27 protein-coding genes are annotated in these 12,240 nt (G+C 66.5%); 21 read left to right on the top strand and 6 right to left on the bottom strand.

The features are described 5' to 3' along the window. Positions 1–415, bottom strand: a 415-nt coding sequence (locus ABNQ39_RS00470; RefSeq protein WP_376956504.1) for a hypothetical protein, incomplete at its 3' end; no start/stop codon positions are given. Between the two features lie 101 nt (positions 416–516). On the opposite strand from ABNQ39_RS00470, the gene ABNQ39_RS00465 reads away from it, so the two are divergent. Continuing rightward, positions 517–699, top strand: a complete 183-nt coding sequence (locus ABNQ39_RS00465; RefSeq protein ID WP_376956502.1) for a hypothetical protein — start codon at positions 517–519, stop codon at positions 697–699. Between the two features lie 3 nt (positions 700–702). Further along, positions 703–891, top strand: coding sequence for a hypothetical protein (locus ABNQ39_RS00460; RefSeq protein WP_376956500.1), 189 nt, complete (start codon positions 703–705; stop codon positions 889–891). Between the two features lie 15 nt (positions 892–906). On the opposite strand, the gene ABNQ39_RS00455 is transcribed toward ABNQ39_RS00460, so the two are convergent. From ABNQ39_RS00455 to ABNQ39_RS00440, 4 genes are all read right to left on the bottom strand, one after another. Beyond that, positions 907–1,167 (bottom strand): hypothetical protein, encoded by a 261-nt coding sequence (locus ABNQ39_RS00455; protein WP_376956498.1) that lies wholly within the window; start codon positions 1,165–1,167, stop codon positions 907–909. A gap of 3 nt (positions 1,168–1,170) precedes the next feature. Then, positions 1,171–1,728 (bottom strand): response regulator transcription factor, encoded by a 558-nt coding sequence (locus ABNQ39_RS00450; protein ID WP_376956496.1) that lies wholly within the window; start codon positions 1,726–1,728, stop codon positions 1,171–1,173. A 75-nt stretch (positions 1,729–1,803) separates the two neighbouring features. Next, on the bottom strand, positions 1,804–2,550 hold the full coding sequence (locus tag ABNQ39_RS00445) for a KilA-N domain-containing protein (RefSeq protein WP_376956494.1): 747 nt from the start codon (positions 2,548–2,550) through the stop codon (positions 1,804–1,806). A 29-nt stretch (positions 2,551–2,579) separates the two neighbouring features. Then, on the bottom strand, positions 2,580–2,891 hold the full coding sequence (locus ABNQ39_RS00440) for a hypothetical protein (protein ID WP_376956492.1): 312 nt from the start codon (positions 2,889–2,891) through the stop codon (positions 2,580–2,582). A gap of 87 nt (positions 2,892–2,978) precedes the next feature. Here ABNQ39_RS00440 and ABNQ39_RS00435 point away from each other — a divergent pair, with 87 nt between their 5' ends. Further along, positions 2,979–3,368: a hypothetical protein gene (locus ABNQ39_RS00435; RefSeq protein ID WP_376956490.1), complete on the top strand. Its 390-nt coding sequence runs from the start codon at positions 2,979–2,981 to the stop codon at positions 3,366–3,368. A gap of 712 nt (positions 3,369–4,080) precedes the next feature. Here ABNQ39_RS00435 and ABNQ39_RS00430 read toward each other — a convergent pair. Next, on the bottom strand, positions 4,081–4,422 hold the full coding sequence (locus tag ABNQ39_RS00430; RefSeq protein WP_376956488.1) for a hypothetical protein: 342 nt from the start codon (positions 4,420–4,422) through the stop codon (positions 4,081–4,083). A gap of 202 nt (positions 4,423–4,624) precedes the next feature. Here ABNQ39_RS00430 and ABNQ39_RS00425 point away from each other — a divergent pair, with 202 nt between their 5' ends. The 18 genes from ABNQ39_RS00425 (at position 4,625) to ABNQ39_RS00340 (ending at position 12,219) form a co-directional block, all read left to right on the top strand. Then, positions 4,625–4,885 (top strand): hypothetical protein, encoded by a 261-nt coding sequence (locus tag ABNQ39_RS00425; protein ID WP_376956486.1) that lies wholly within the window; start codon positions 4,625–4,627, stop codon positions 4,883–4,885. A gap of 43 nt (positions 4,886–4,928) precedes the next feature. After that, positions 4,929–5,150, top strand: coding sequence for a hypothetical protein (locus tag ABNQ39_RS00420; RefSeq protein WP_376956484.1), 222 nt, complete (start codon positions 4,929–4,931; stop codon positions 5,148–5,150). Between the two features lie 275 nt (positions 5,151–5,425). Next, positions 5,426–5,707, top strand: coding sequence for a hypothetical protein (locus tag ABNQ39_RS00415; RefSeq protein WP_376956482.1), 282 nt, complete (start codon positions 5,426–5,428; stop codon positions 5,705–5,707). A 2-nt stretch (positions 5,708–5,709) separates the two neighbouring features. Continuing rightward, positions 5,710–5,892 carry a hypothetical protein gene (locus tag ABNQ39_RS00410; protein WP_376956480.1) on the top strand — a complete coding sequence of 61 codons (183 nt, stop codon included), beginning with the start codon at positions 5,710–5,712 and terminating at the stop codon, positions 5,890–5,892. Next, positions 5,889–6,077, top strand: coding sequence for a hypothetical protein (locus ABNQ39_RS00405; protein ID WP_376956478.1), 189 nt, complete (start codon positions 5,889–5,891; stop codon positions 6,075–6,077). Before ABNQ39_RS00410 ends, ABNQ39_RS00405 begins: the two co-directional genes overlap by 4 nt. 31 nt (positions 6,078–6,108) lie before the next feature. Continuing rightward, the gene (locus tag ABNQ39_RS00400) at positions 6,109–6,465 is read left to right on the top strand and encodes a hypothetical protein (protein ID WP_376956476.1); all 357 of its coding nucleotides are present in this window, start codon (positions 6,109–6,111) and stop codon (positions 6,463–6,465) included. 355 nt (positions 6,466–6,820) lie between these two features. Further along, the gene (locus tag ABNQ39_RS00395) at positions 6,821–7,606 is read left to right on the top strand and encodes a phage capsid protein (RefSeq protein ID WP_376956506.1); all 786 of its coding nucleotides are present in this window, start codon (positions 6,821–6,823) and stop codon (positions 7,604–7,606) included. Between the two features lie 4 nt (positions 7,607–7,610). Beyond that, complete coding sequence (locus ABNQ39_RS00390) at positions 7,611–7,823, top strand: hypothetical protein (protein ID WP_376956474.1); 213 nt, start codon at positions 7,611–7,613, stop codon at positions 7,821–7,823. 84 nt (positions 7,824–7,907) lie between these two features. After that, positions 7,908–8,168, top strand: a complete 261-nt coding sequence (locus ABNQ39_RS00385) for a hypothetical protein (protein WP_376956472.1) — start codon at positions 7,908–7,910, stop codon at positions 8,166–8,168. A gap of 5 nt (positions 8,169–8,173) precedes the next feature. Then, on the top strand, positions 8,174–8,524 hold the full coding sequence (locus ABNQ39_RS00380) for a hypothetical protein (RefSeq protein WP_376956470.1): 351 nt from the start codon (positions 8,174–8,176) through the stop codon (positions 8,522–8,524). After that, positions 8,524–8,850 (top strand): hypothetical protein, encoded by a 327-nt coding sequence (locus tag ABNQ39_RS00375; RefSeq protein WP_376956468.1) that lies wholly within the window; start codon positions 8,524–8,526, stop codon positions 8,848–8,850. Before ABNQ39_RS00380 ends, ABNQ39_RS00375 begins: the two co-directional genes overlap by 1 nt. A gap of 7 nt (positions 8,851–8,857) precedes the next feature. After that, positions 8,858–9,085 carry a hypothetical protein gene (locus ABNQ39_RS00370; RefSeq protein ID WP_376956466.1) on the top strand — a complete coding sequence of 76 codons (228 nt, stop codon included), beginning with the start codon at positions 8,858–8,860 and terminating at the stop codon, positions 9,083–9,085. Beyond that, the gene (locus tag ABNQ39_RS00365; RefSeq protein WP_376956464.1) at positions 9,082–9,315 is read left to right on the top strand and encodes a hypothetical protein; all 234 of its coding nucleotides are present in this window, start codon (positions 9,082–9,084) and stop codon (positions 9,313–9,315) included. The genes ABNQ39_RS00370 and ABNQ39_RS00365 overlap by 4 nt, the downstream gene beginning before the upstream one ends. Before the next feature lie 2 nt (positions 9,316–9,317). Next, positions 9,318–9,467, top strand: a complete 150-nt coding sequence (locus tag ABNQ39_RS00360) for a hypothetical protein (RefSeq protein ID WP_376956462.1) — start codon at positions 9,318–9,320, stop codon at positions 9,465–9,467. Next, on the top strand, positions 9,464–10,693 hold the full coding sequence (locus ABNQ39_RS00355) for a hypothetical protein (RefSeq protein WP_376956460.1): 1,230 nt from the start codon (positions 9,464–9,466) through the stop codon (positions 10,691–10,693). Before ABNQ39_RS00360 ends, ABNQ39_RS00355 begins: the two co-directional genes overlap by 4 nt. 10 nt (positions 10,694–10,703) lie before the next feature. Then, on the top strand, positions 10,704–11,393 hold the full coding sequence (locus ABNQ39_RS00350; protein ID WP_376956458.1) for a lambda exonuclease family protein: 690 nt from the start codon (positions 10,704–10,706) through the stop codon (positions 11,391–11,393). After that, entirely contained in the window at positions 11,390–12,037 is a 648-nt protein-coding gene (locus ABNQ39_RS00345) for a hypothetical protein (protein WP_376956456.1), read from the top strand. Before ABNQ39_RS00350 ends, ABNQ39_RS00345 begins: the two co-directional genes overlap by 4 nt. Next, complete coding sequence (locus ABNQ39_RS00340) at positions 12,034–12,219, top strand: hypothetical protein (RefSeq protein WP_376956454.1); 186 nt, start codon at positions 12,034–12,036, stop codon at positions 12,217–12,219. Before ABNQ39_RS00345 ends, ABNQ39_RS00340 begins: the two co-directional genes overlap by 4 nt. The last annotated feature ends 21 nt before the right edge of the window (positions 12,220–12,240 follow it).

The raw sequence follows: 12,240 nt of genomic DNA, 5'->3' as shown, positions 1-12,240 counted from the left end.
GCAGGTTGGCGACGGCGCGGCCGGCCCGGCGGACCCAGCCGCCTTCGGTGCGCCGCACGATGTCGTCGAGGTCCGGGCGCAGCATCAGCCGGGTGAGGCACAGGGCCTCGTCGCTGTTGCCGGCGGCGGTGTGGTGGTCGACCCGGCTTTCCAGCGTCAGGCGCAGGCGCTCGGCCGCGGCGTCACGCTCGGCCAGCAGTTCGGGGAACAGCGCCTCCAGCAGCGGGACGCCTTCGCGGGCGAGCAGCTCTTCGAGCCAGTCGATGGTCTTTGCCTCTCCGCGCAGCAGGCGGTAGGCCACAGACTCCGCCATGCCGTAATCCTGCTGGAGCGTGGCGGCGGCGCCCTTCTTCGACCCATAGCGGCGGATCAGAAAGCCAGCCGCTCGCTGCCAGATGCCGGCCGGAGCGCTCACTTTCTCGCAGTCGTTCAGGGTCCCAAGCAACTTCGACGGGTGGCACATTGCGTTCATGCCATCCCCCACGCCGCACTGCGGCACAGCTTGGAAGTGAGACCATGAGCGACCCAATCGTTCCGCAGGACCACGCCGACCTTCGCGTGACCGTGCCGCAGCCCGACGTCGTTGGCCTGCTGGTCGAGCACGCCTGCAACGCCCTGGGCATCGCCGGAGAGATGGATGGCCGGCAGCAGGGCGTTGCGGCGCTGGTCAAGACGATCCGCGACACCTTCGGCCGCTGACGGATGGCTACCGATCGATGCCCGACGCGCGGGCTGGAGCGCGCTGACTGGATGCGCCGCGAGGCCGCTGAGTGGGCTGACGCCGGCCGGGGTGACATTGCCGCGCATTGCCTGACGGTCGCCGGAAGCATCGAGGAGCGCGACTTCGCCGGCCGGCCGCTGCTGGCGCTGATGGGCGCCGGGAAGGGGTGAGAGATGAGGCATCGGTTAGGCCTCCCCCTTGGCAATGGCAGCGCGGCCGGCGTCGGTCAGACGCGCGAAGCCGACGCCCAACACGGCTCCGCCGCTGACGGGGCGGATCGGCGCGAACCGCTGGTGTGTTTCGACAAGCCCATCGGGAAGCTGCCTGACGAGACTCCACATCTCGTCCGACATGACGGGCGACCATTCCTTTTCGGAAGGGTCGTGGCCGACGAACATGTTGATTACGTCCAGCAGCGCGATCTGCTGATCGGTCAGGTCGGCCATCGGTTAGCCCTCCAGCCCGAGTTGACCGGCGGCGACCGCGGCCTGGGTGCGGTTCTTCACGCCCAGGGCCTTGAAGATCCCCTTCAGGTGGACCTTCACGGTGCCGTCGGAGATCTGCAGGTCCCGCGCGATCTGCTTGGTCTGGACGCCCCGCGCGATCATCAGGAGGATGTCCTTCTGGCGGCCGGTCAGACGCACCGAGCCGACATAGACATGCGCCGCCCGACGGATCGTCGTGTCGCCGACCGTGACGGGTTCCGGCTTCTCGGCCGGGACCGGGACGTCGCTGCCGTTGGCGATGGCGCACAGCGTCGCGGCGGCGTCCATCGTGAAGGATTCCAGCTTCGCCGCAGCGTGGACGACGATCATGCCGTCGGCGATGAACACCATGTCGCGCAGGCGCTCGACCGGGAAGTTCGCCAGCAGATCGACCAGGGCGGCGCGCTCGTGCTTGGCAAGTCCGGGAGTGGTATTGGGGACGGTGGCGGTAGGCCGGTTGCGGGAGTGGACCGGAGCGGGGGTGCCGCTGTATTCATGATGACAGGAATCGGGGGACAGCATCCTGGTTTCTCCTTTGCAAGAAGCCCGGCGCGGATGGGGATCTGGGCCCGGGCTTCTTTGCGTTTTTGGGGTGGGTTAGGCGGGCTTGCCGCCGGGGATGACGTCGAACAGCGGACCGGCCGACGTGTTGGCGGAGACCAACTTGCGGATCTCCGCGTCGCCGCCGGACAGCCGCCATTCGTGGACGGCTGCCAGCGGGTAGATCTTCGTGCCGCGGACGTCACGGCGGACGATGTGGCCGCGTTCGGCGCAGTGCCGGGCCAGCGAGTTGCTGATCGCCCGCACGATGGGGCGACGACCCTTCTTCGGCACGCTGGCCTCGATGGCGATCTGGAGCGCCGGCACGGCGTCGATGACGGCGACCCGCGGATCGGCCGCAAGCTGCGCGGCGATGATCTGCGGCGCCAGCTCGGTCAGGAACTCCTTGATCTGCGAGCGGACGACGGACTTCACGATGCCGCCGAGCACCCGCTGGTCGATGGCCGGCGCGGCCGGTCGGCTTTCCATGCGCTCGCGGACGACGGCGTTTGCCCAGGCATGGAAGGCCGGGGAGAGGTACTTGGCGTAGGCGAGGCCGATCTGCCAATGCGCCTCGGTGCGCGGATTCTTGCCGCCGCGAAAACTCTGAAACGCGTCATTCTCGGATTTCCCGAGGATGACCTCCGCCACGTGAGCGACGAATTCCTGCGTGGACGGCAAGTCGCGCCACTTCGCCGGCTGCTTTTGCGGGTCGGCGCCCGCCGCCTTCCACATGTCGGTGAGGTTCAGTCGCTCGCCGGTCATGTGGACCACGGCGCCGCTGGGGTGGACGAGATCGGTCATGCGGGGCTCCAAGGTTTGGAGATCAAGCGTCAGGCGGCGCGGCCTTGGTGGCTCGGCTGGCGACGTGAGGCGCGTCCGGGGCGCGGCGCTGCGGCGCACGCCGGCAGGATGTCCGGGCGGTCAACGCCATCGGGCCAGGGCACGTTTTCTGGCCAGTTCTCGGCGAACCATTCCTTCACGCGCAGATACATATCCACGCTGCACCCGCCGCCGCCGCGGATGCGGTCAAAAAACGCGCCATGGTTCACGGCCAGGGTCGCCAGACGCGCTTCGCTACGCCCGGTGGCCGACGCCATGGTCTCCGAAAGGAGGGTGAGTTGGGTGCGGTAATCGTGGCTCATGATCAGACTATGCGGTATGTTTACCGCACTGTCAACGGTAGCGATACCGCATTCAATAGCGAGCCGTGTGCGGGCATGATACCGCGCATGCCTAATGCCCTTGCCAAACGCATCGACGCCCGGCTGAAGCAGATGAATCTGTCTGCCAACGCCGCGTCCCTCATGGCCGGAGGGTCGCGAGACCTAATCCGCAACCTCAAGCGCGGGCTGTCTTCGCAGTTCAATGCGGAACACCTGCTGAGGCTCGCGGAAATCCTCCAGGTGCCCCCGAGCTTCTTCTCGACGGATTACGCTGATAGCGGAACGCTCCCGGCGCCAGCCGCCTATCCGTCCGAGATCACAGAGCGGCGACTGAAGGCTATCGGCCATCTCGCCGAACTATCCCCAGCAGAGGAGCAGAGCTTCCTTGAGGAACTGGAAGCAATGGCGCAGGCCGCCCGCGCGCGACGTCTGCGCGGCGAGCTAGGTCGGCCATGACCGACTCTTGCTCGTCGATGGTCAGCAAATCCAAGCAGGCCAGCATGCGCGCCGCCCCTTCGCTGATCGAAAGCATGTGCGAAACCTCAGGCGTTTGGTTCTACCGGACTTATTGCTGATAATAAGAACAAAATCCCAATCGGCGCGCAAATTAGAAATTCAACGATTTGCGCGTCGCCACAGTTGAGCGGCTTATAGATCAAGAAGTTGTCTTTTTGTTTTTCACCGTATCAGGGTTGCCACCAATAAGAAGGCGGCCACAGCAAGCAGTTCGGGATTCATCCCGAAAACAGCCGTGAACATGGTGAAGATCTTCTTCGTCGGAATCATGGCGCACCCCTTGCAACGACCGCGGCAGCCCTGGCCAGGGCAGGCGGAGATTGGCCGCACAACGCTCATGCGTCGCGTTCAGTCGGCGAGGTGTACGCCTCGATAAAGCGCAGGGTGGATTGGCTCTCCACCCTGCCCCGCCCCCCGCACCTTGTGGCTCGTGCGAAGAGGCAACCCCAACGATAGCGATATCCACGCCGGTCCGAAAGTATGAAAACGGTTTCGCGACCGTAACATTAGCATACTTGAGTATGCAAATTGCGTGGCGATGCGCAATGCCAGCCGCAATGTGCGACAGAAACAGTTAACGGCTGCGGCGGGATGTCGCGGCGTCGCTTTCGTCTTCTGCTGCGATCTAAAGCGTCCAGTTTCTCTAGGAGGATTACGATATTTCAAAGAACTCTATTGCGAACATATAAGCATCTTTCCAGTTTGGATATATCTGCGCCCACGAGACTATCAAGAAGACAATCGAATCCCTCACGTTCGCCGCCGTTTCGTTCGGAGCGATAAGGCGGTCAAGAACCATCGCTCTCTTGAGGTCGGTGAGGCGCAATTCGAAATCTCTATAGGCGTCCAACCCCTTGTCTTTGCCGAATAGGGTCTTCTTTCCCCTTTTGTTGTGCACTGCCGCCATAGACATAACGAATTTTTGCATCGCCGCATTTGTGTGCGGCAACCGTTCGCGGAATTCGTCGGCCGCGATCCAGTCCGTCTTCACCATGCACCGCTCCCGGTCTTTGCATCATGCGCATGCGCGCCTCCCGTGCGCGCGCGAGGCGGCCGGTTATTTCTGCGTGCCCGAATTATGGGGGAAATTCGCGCGACCCGGAACGCGGTAACAATACCGCATTTTCCTGTTGACGCGGTAAAGCTACCGCACTACAGTTCCCTCACCCCATCCACTCCGCCCCGGAGCCGCCGCGATGCACTCCAACCCCTTCCACTGCCCGCCCGCCGTCTACCGCTCGATGATGGACCGCTCGACCCCGACGAACATGCCGGCGCTGTGGGCCGCCCGCATGCTTGGACCGGAGCGGGTCCAGTACGTCGGCCGGCCGCGCGCAAATGGTGGCCGCAGCGACGACGACACCCCGACGAGCTGGAGCCTGGACGGCCAGGCGCACGTCACCGTCGGCGCGCTGATCGCGGCAGCTGAGGCTGTGGCGTATCCGCTGGCCGCCTGACCCTCCCCTCTCCCCGCCGATACCAAACACAAGGACCACAGCCATGAGCGCCAACGACTGGAACACCGACATCAACGCCGCGCCGTACGGGACGGACTTGGAAGTCACGAACGACCTCATGCAAGAGCCCGTCATCGCCACACGCGGCCATATCAGCCGGTTCAGCGGGAAGCTTTGCGCCGATCAGTCGCTCTTCACCACCGATTTCGGGATCATGTGCTGCCCGACCAAATGGCGCCTCCCGGCTGAGGCAGCCACCCCCTGAGTTTCGCGGCCCTGCCGCGTCCACCTGCCCGTCTGGGCGTTCCTCCCACCTCGCCGCCGGGCTTACGGGTCCGGCGGCTCTTTCTCCCAAAGGACATGACGATGAGAACCCGAGAACTCCGCCGCCTTCTGACCAGCTTTTCGAAGCTCGCCCGCGAAATCGGCGTGCCGCTTGGTCGCCGTCGTCGCTGACCACCACCGCGGCCCTGCCAGTCAGGGCCGGCTTCCCCAAGCTGCCCACGTGGCTGCTTCGGAAAGCTGTATCGGAGAGTGACAATGGCCTCTTACACCTACAAGCGCGTGATGTTCCGCGACGACTTCCAGGCAGCCATCGGCCCGGCCATGGAAGCATGCGGCAGCAACAAGGACGGCTTTGACGGCGATGCTGGATATGACGGCGACGGCTGGACGGTCGCGGCGTTCCTGCTGGACCAGAAGGACGAGACGATCAAGCGTCTCCTGGAAGCCTGTGAATTTGCCCTGACGACGCCCGGCATGATCAAGGGCCGCGACGCCATGATGAAGGCGGTCGCCTCCGCCCGTGGTCAGGAGCGCTGACCATGCTCCTCGTCATCCCCAACGACATCCGCGACGAATTGAACGCCCGCCTTGACGAGCAGATCGCCGCCCATCCTGACGCCGCTGCTGACCGTGACGTGCTGTTCGCCCAACTGGTCGATCACGTCAACCGGACCGGCGTCATCCCTGACTTCAGCCTCGCCAAGGCGGGGGCCTCATCATGAACGCCCGCCTAAACGTCCTCCCCACCCTGTCCGCCGACGGCCTGCGCGGCGTCCGCGAGCACGCCGACTTCGGCTCGCGCTCCCTGGCGGAATGCGAGCGCGACGGCGACCAGCAGGGCGCGGACCTGTGGCGTCGGCACACCGATCGCTGGCTCGGCAAGCTGGCTGACCTGATGGCGTCGTGATCGGCGCGGAACGAACAAGGAGACATGACGCATGACCAAGCATCTTCCCTGGACCGCAAACGAAGGCGGGAACGTATGGATGGGAGAAGACGGCGTAGAGCATATCGAAAGCATCGAAATTCTTGATGCCCGCGGCGAAATCGTAGCCTGCGCCTCCGGTCCTTCATGCGGGGTTGAAGACGACGATCCGGACTTCGGCATCGCTCCGTTCACCGACGAAGAAGCGCAGCAGAATGCCTACCTGCTGGCTGCCGCGCCCGATCTTCTGGCCGTCGTTCGTCAGTTCGCGATCCTCGGCAGCGGAAAATGCACCATCGGCAAGCCGCTGGCCGACATGGCCCGCGCTGCCATCAACAAGGCGCACGGCAAGGTTCCCGTCAACGCCTGAACCCCATCGCCCGCCGGCTGGGCGTGATCGCCGGCACCCTCAACCAACCGAAGAAAGGATCTCGGCAGGCTGAATTTGCGAAGCGCGGGCGTCTCTGGCGGGGCGCCCCGCAACCTACAGGCTGGTGGACGGTGCAAGCCCGTCGCCGGCCTTGAGGCATTGAGAGGGAGGCGACCAGCCGGACGGCGGCCCTGGCAACAGGGCGGAATGGCGACGTTGGACCAGCTTCCAGGTGAGTAACGGGCCGTCCCGCTTCGATTGCGGGACCCGCTTCGGCGGGAAGGTTTCGCGGGCGCACCGCCTCCCTCGACCCATTCGGCGCACAGGCGCCCTGACGATGGAGATCCCCGTGACGATGACCGAAGAGTTCCAGCAGGCGTTCACCAAGCGGTTCGAGCGCGAAGTCCATGAGTCCTATGTCCGCATGGGCTCCAAACTCCGCCACACGGTGCGCGCCAAAAACAATGTGCAGGGCGAGGCGACGACCTTCCAGAGGGTCGGCAAGACCGGCACCGATGTCCTGCCGCTCGACCCGGCCGTCTGTGAACTGAACGACTTCTATGCAGGCGATTGGGTCGACCGGCTGGACGAGCTGAAAACGAACGTCGACGAGCGCGGGATCGTCGCCAATGCCGGCGCCTATGCGTTGGGCCGTAAGACCGACGAGCTGATCGTGCTGGCTCTCAACGGCTCCACCAACGTCGTCGGGCGCAGCGACGACGGCTTGACCGAAGAGAAGGCCAAGCTGGCGGTTGAGGCGCTCAACAGCGCCGGCATGACGAGCCATGTGCCGCGCCATGCCATCGTCGGCTGGAAACAGTGGGCCAACCTCCTGAACATCGCGGATTTTGCCGCCGCCGACTATGTCGGAACGGACGAGCTGCCGTGGCGCGGCACCCAGGCGAAACGCTGGCTCGGTGTTCTATGGATGCCGCATTCCGGCCTGACACCGAACGGCAACGTCCGCATCTGCCACCTCTTCCACAAGAACGCGGTCGGCCATGCCGCCGGTGCCGAGGTGAAGACCGACATCACGTGGCACGGAGACCGCGGCGCCCATTACGTCAACAACATGATGAAGCAGGGCGCAGCGCTGATCGACCCGGCCGGCGTCGTGACCATGCGTTGCGCGGAGGCCTAACCCCATGCGCCACACCCACCGGACCACCCTGGAGCGCACCGTCGAGCGCTTCAACGCCGACACCCCGGTTGGCGCCCCGGTCGTCGTCCACACCTTCCTCGGGCGCCGCATTGCCACCCGCACCGCCAGCAAGGCGTCGCTGACCGTCGACGGCCCCGCCGTCTTCGTGATGGGCATCCGGGGCCGGTGCGAGCTGCACCGCGTGGTGCCGGCATGATCCGCGACCTCCTCGCATCCGCCCTGTTCGGCGCCGGCCTGTGCGTCGTGGGCTTCATCGTTCTCGCCTTGGGAGGCTGACACCATGACGCTCCCCCTTTCCCTTGCGCACATTCCCCTTGGCGCCACCGGCTTGGCGCTGACGGTCAGCGAAGGCATTGCCGCGGTGATCGACTGCGGCCTCGCCCTGGATGCCGCCACCGGCCTTACCGATGAGCAGGCCGAGGCGTTGATCGCCGACGCCCGCCGCTGGATCCTTCTCGGGCCGGTCGAGGCGCTGAGCTGGTTCGCTCCGGCGCTCGCCAGGGCGCGGCAGGCTCGCCCGATGATGCTGGCGGCGGAGTGACGGAGATGGCGACCAAGAACCCGCGCAAGAACGTGATGCTCACCCCATGGCAAGCGCGCCGGGTCGAAGAGCTTTCCGAACTTTACGGCTCGTCCGAGTCCGATGTGATGCGGATGCTGATCGGTCACGGGCTGAAGCGCATCGACACGACCGAAACTCTGCTGGCTCGCCTGCGAGAAGAAGGGTTTGAGCGAGCGGTCGACATCCTGACCGACCATCCGCTTGCTATCGAGACGACCGTCAACAAGAGCGGCATCACCGTCACGCTAACGGACGACCGCCGGCTGATCTTCCCGCGCCACAGCGTCCCGGCGGTTGAGGTGCTGCCGCCTCAGCCGATCCAGGGTCCACGCTGATGCAGCGCCGCCCCATCACCGCCGCCGAGATGGACGCCCTGTCCGCCCGCAACCTGCCCGACCGGCAGTTCCGGCGCGCGGTCTACGCCCTGGAGCATGGCGCCACCGCGCTCAAGCTGCTGGACCTCCGGAACCGGCGCGACGTGGCGGCCAAGCTCTACCGGGATGCCCTCGACGCCGCGGTGATGCGGAGCGGCGACGGCAGCCTCCGGCCCTACCAACTGCGGACGCTGACGCAGGCCTTTGCCTCCTGGCAGGCCGCCGTCGTGGCGCTCGCTGACCATCAATCCAGCCGGCCGACGCTGCCGGCCGCTGCGGCGGAGTAATCCAGCCATGACCCCCGAAAATCGTCGAAAGCTGCTGCTTCGCACCAGAGACGTGGTCCGCCACTACGAAACCCACAGTTCCGCCGGGCCTGACCTGATGCGCGGCGTCCGCTACGACCTCGCCATCCGCGCCACCGACTTGAACGGCGACGGCTGCATGTTCCCGGCCTGCAACTGCACCTTCGCTGACTGCTCGCTTCGCCCGGCCGCCAAGGCCCTGGAGTGGCTGCCATGACCCTCAACGCCACCGTCACCGGCCGCGACGACCTCACCGACGCCCGCTACCAGATCGCCACCGACGCCGGCCCGCAGACGGTCAACGGCTGCGTCTTCGGCGAGTTCGGGCTGCACCCGGCCTCCGGCGCGCTGGTCCTGTCCCACCTGCCCACCGGCCGCGTGCTGGACAGCTTCCGCAGCTGGGGCCCTGCGCTCCAGGCGATGGCGGAGTCGAGGGGGAGGGCCTGACCATGCGCCGCCGCCCGCCGATCCGCGACGAAATCCGACACGCCGCAGAGCGCGGCGACTCCCTGAGGCTCGACCCCGAAGAGGTCGAAGAACTCGAACGCGACTTTGAAGCCCTGGAAGAGGGCCGGACCGAGAAGGAAACCGAAGAATGAGCGACACCCTCGAACAGCCGTCCACCGCCGTCGTCACTCTCGACGTTGGCGCCCTCGTCCCCACCCAGGTCTACGCCCCTGGCGGCGTCGAAAAGCTGATCGCCGATCTGGAGGCGAAGGCGCGGGCCGATGCGAAGGCGCTGGACATCAGCACGCCGAAAGGCCGCAAGGAAGTCGCGTCGCTGGCCTACAAGGTTGCCCGCAGCAAGACCGCGCTGGACGACATGGGCAAAGCGCTGGTCGCCGACATCAAGGCCCAGGCGAGCGCCATCGACGCCGACCGCCGCATCGTTCGCGACCGGCTGGACGCGCTGCGGGATGAGGTGCGCAAGCCGCTGGACGAGTTCGAGGCGGCGGAGGCTGCGCGGATCAAGGCGCACGAAGATGGGATCCTGCGCATTCAGGAAATGCCCCTGCTGCTCGGCGACTTCGTGACCACCGACGCCATCGCCGCCCGACTGGAGGAGGCGCGGACCGCCGACACCAGGGGGTTCCAAGAGTTCACCAAACGCGCCGAAGACGCCAAGGCCGGGGCGGTCGCCAAGCTGGAAGCGATGCTGGAGGACAGCCGCCGCCGCGATGCCGAGCGCGCCGAACTGGAGCGCCTGCGCAAGGAGGCGGAGGAGCGCGCCGCCCGCGAGGAAGCCGAGCGGATCGAGCGCGAGAAGCAGGAGGCCGCCGCCCGCGCCGCCGAGCAGGCCAAGCGCGAGGCGGAGGAGAAGGCGCGCCAGGAGGCCGAAGAGGCGGAGCGTCGCGCTGCTGCCGAGCGTGCCCGGATCGAGCGTGAGGCTCGTGAGGCGGCGGAAGCTGCCGAGCGCGAGCGCCAGCGGGTCGAGCGGGAGCGGGTGGAGGCGGAAGCGCGCGCCGCCCAGGCTGAGGCCGACAAGCTGGCCGCCGAACAGCGCGCCAAGGAAGCCGAGGAGAAGGCGGAGCGTGATCGGGTCGCAGCCGCGCGCCGGGCGGAGGAGGAGCGGCGGGCCGCGGAGGAGCGCGCCAAGCTTCAGGCAGAGGAAGCCGCCCGGTTGGAGCGGGAGCGCATCGAGGCGCAGCAGCGCGCCGAGGAAGAGGCTGCTCGTCAGCGCGAGGCGGACAAGGCCCACCGCGGCCGGATCAACCGTGCCGCCATGGAGGCCCTGATTGCCGCAGGTCTGTCGGAAGGCGCCGCCCGGACCGCCGTGGAGGCCATCGCCCGCGGCGCGGTGCCCGCCGTCAAGATCTCGTACTGAGGATCCGACGATGAACGCGATCAACCGGACCCACATCATCCACCACGCCGATCTGGTCCAGGGCACCGACGAGTGGATGGCCGCGCGCTGCGGCCTGCTGACGGCCAGCGAGATGAAGCTGATCATCACCCCGACGCTGAAGATCGCCAGCAACGAGAAGGAGCGCGCCCACCTCTACGAGCTGCTCGCCCAGCGAGCGACCAAGCATGTCGAGCCGCGTTACATCGGCGACGACATGATCCGCGGGTGGGATGATGAAATCGCCGCCCGCGCCCTCTACGCCGAGAAGTTCGCCCCGGTGGAGGAGGTGGGTTTCATCACCAATGATCGGTGGGGCTTCACGCTCGGCTATTCGCCGGACGGGCTGGTCGGGGATGACGGGCTCATCGAGATCAAGAGCCGCCGGCAGAAGTTCCAGGCTGAGACCATCGTGAACGGCGCCATCCCGGCCGATTACCTCATCCAGGTTCAGACCGGGCTGCTGGTGGCGGAGCGGAAGTGGCTGGACTTCATCAGCTATTGCGGCGGCATGCCGATGTTCGTCGTCCGCGCCTATCCCGATCCCGAAATCCAGACCGCCATCATCGAAGCCGCGTCGGCCTTCGAGAAGCGGCTTTCGGCTGCGCTGGAGCAGTACCGGCACGCCGCCGCCCGCATGCCGATGACCGAGCGCCGGGTTGAGCAGGAGATCCGCATATGATCGACATTCGGTCAACAATCGTCCCGAAAAGCGACCAGCTGAACGCCGACGACCTGATCGGCGGCCCGCGCACCATCAAGGTATCCAGGGTGTCCGTGCTGGTCAGCGACCAGCCCGTTTCCATCCATTTCGAAGGCGACAACGGCAAGCCGTACCTGCCCTGCAAGTCGATGCGCCGTGTTCTGGTCAATGCGTGGGGGCCGGATGGGTCTGCCTATGTCGGCCGGTCCATGACGCTGTACCGGGACGACACGGTCGCGTTCGGTGGCCAGCAGGTCGGCGGCATTCGGATCTCGCATCTGAGCCACATCGACCGACAGATGACGATGGCGCTGACCGCCACGCGCGGAAGCCGGAAACCGTTTGTCGTCCGGCCGCTGGCTCCGCTGCCGGAAGAGCGGCAGGCGCCCGACACGCCGGCGGTCGATGCGGATGCGGTGTTCGAAGAGGCCGCCGCAGCCGCTCGCAATGGACGGGACGTATTCACCGCGTGGTGGAACAGCAAGGGCAAGGAGGATGCGGGCAACGGCACGGCCAAGCGCGTGCTGATCGCCGCTCGCTCTGGCGACCTCCGAGCCATCGCCGACGCTGCTGATGCCGCGCGGTCCAGCGATGATGACGGCTTTCCGGGAGACATTCCGTGAGCCGGCCGACCTCCCGCCTGATCCGCGAAGCCCGCCGCCACGCCGCCCGGCACCGGTTCGATCACCTCACGGAGGGGCGCGACAGCCCCTCCTCCACCGACGACACGCCCACCCTGCCCGCGCTGGAGCTGACGCTCGCCAGGGCCGAGGCCGAGGCGTACCGGGCCGGAATGGCCGCCTGACCCCACCGCGCCGCGCTGAGC

The organism is Azospirillum sp. A26, assembly GCF_042604635.1.
Lineage (GTDB): Bacteria > Pseudomonadota > Alphaproteobacteria > Azospirillales > Azospirillaceae > Azospirillum > Azospirillum palustre.
Note: the sequence above shows the minus strand (reverse complement) of the source record. Positions and strands in the feature narration are given on the sequence as shown.

Bases quoted from the DNA above. Each gene is read 5' to 3' on its own strand.
- ABNQ39_RS00440 (WP_376956492.1), bottom strand. From the start codon at position 2,891: ATGAGCCACGATTACCGCACCCAACTCACCCTCCTTTCGGAGACCATG.
- ABNQ39_RS00345 (WP_376956456.1), top strand. From the start codon at position 11,390: ATGATCGACATTCGGTCAACAATCGTCCCGAAAAGCGACCAGCTGAAC.
- ABNQ39_RS00380 (WP_376956470.1), top strand. From the start codon at position 8,174: ATGGCGACCAAGAACCCGCGCAAGAACGTGATGCTCACCCCATGGCAA.
- ABNQ39_RS00425 (WP_376956486.1), top strand. From the start codon at position 4,625: ATGCACTCCAACCCCTTCCACTGCCCGCCCGCCGTCTACCGCTCGATG.
- ABNQ39_RS00390 (WP_376956474.1), top strand. From the start codon at position 7,611: ATGCGCCACACCCACCGGACCACCCTGGAGCGCACCGTCGAGCGCTTC.
- ABNQ39_RS00445 (WP_376956494.1), bottom strand. From the start codon at position 2,550: ATGACCGATCTCGTCCACCCCAGCGGCGCCGTGGTCCACATGACCGGC.
- ABNQ39_RS00435 (WP_376956490.1), top strand. From the start codon at position 2,979: ATGCCTAATGCCCTTGCCAAACGCATCGACGCCCGGCTGAAGCAGATG.
- ABNQ39_RS00355 (WP_376956460.1), top strand. From the start codon at position 9,464: ATGAGCGACACCCTCGAACAGCCGTCCACCGCCGTCGTCACTCTCGAC.
- ABNQ39_RS00385 (WP_376956472.1), top strand. From the start codon at position 7,908: ATGACGCTCCCCCTTTCCCTTGCGCACATTCCCCTTGGCGCCACCGGC.
- ABNQ39_RS00465 (WP_376956502.1), top strand. From the start codon at position 517: ATGAGCGACCCAATCGTTCCGCAGGACCACGCCGACCTTCGCGTGACC.
- ABNQ39_RS00365 (WP_376956464.1), top strand. From the start codon at position 9,082: ATGACCCTCAACGCCACCGTCACCGGCCGCGACGACCTCACCGACGCC.
- ABNQ39_RS00460 (WP_376956500.1), top strand. From the start codon at position 703: ATGGCTACCGATCGATGCCCGACGCGCGGGCTGGAGCGCGCTGACTGG.
- ABNQ39_RS00405 (WP_376956478.1), top strand. From the start codon at position 5,889: ATGAACGCCCGCCTAAACGTCCTCCCCACCCTGTCCGCCGACGGCCTG.
- ABNQ39_RS00395 (WP_376956506.1), top strand. From the start codon at position 6,821: ATGACCGAAGAGTTCCAGCAGGCGTTCACCAAGCGGTTCGAGCGCGAA.
- ABNQ39_RS00455 (WP_376956498.1), bottom strand. From the start codon at position 1,167: ATGGCCGACCTGACCGATCAGCAGATCGCGCTGCTGGACGTAATCAAC.
- ABNQ39_RS00400 (WP_376956476.1), top strand. From the start codon at position 6,109: ATGACCAAGCATCTTCCCTGGACCGCAAACGAAGGCGGGAACGTATGG.
- ABNQ39_RS00420 (WP_376956484.1), top strand. From the start codon at position 4,929: ATGAGCGCCAACGACTGGAACACCGACATCAACGCCGCGCCGTACGGG.
- ABNQ39_RS00370 (WP_376956466.1), top strand. From the start codon at position 8,858: ATGACCCCCGAAAATCGTCGAAAGCTGCTGCTTCGCACCAGAGACGTG.
- ABNQ39_RS00450 (WP_376956496.1), bottom strand. From the start codon at position 1,728: ATGCTGTCCCCCGATTCCTGTCATCATGAATACAGCGGCACCCCCGCT.
- ABNQ39_RS00350 (WP_376956458.1), top strand. From the start codon at position 10,704: ATGAACGCGATCAACCGGACCCACATCATCCACCACGCCGATCTGGTC.
- ABNQ39_RS00415 (WP_376956482.1), top strand. From the start codon at position 5,426: ATGGCCTCTTACACCTACAAGCGCGTGATGTTCCGCGACGACTTCCAG.
- ABNQ39_RS00375 (WP_376956468.1), top strand. From the start codon at position 8,524: ATGCAGCGCCGCCCCATCACCGCCGCCGAGATGGACGCCCTGTCCGCC.
- ABNQ39_RS00430 (WP_376956488.1), bottom strand. From the start codon at position 4,422: ATGGTGAAGACGGACTGGATCGCGGCCGACGAATTCCGCGAACGGTTG.
- ABNQ39_RS00360 (WP_376956462.1), top strand. From the start codon at position 9,318: ATGCGCCGCCGCCCGCCGATCCGCGACGAAATCCGACACGCCGCAGAG.
- ABNQ39_RS00410 (WP_376956480.1), top strand. From the start codon at position 5,710: ATGCTCCTCGTCATCCCCAACGACATCCGCGACGAATTGAACGCCCGC.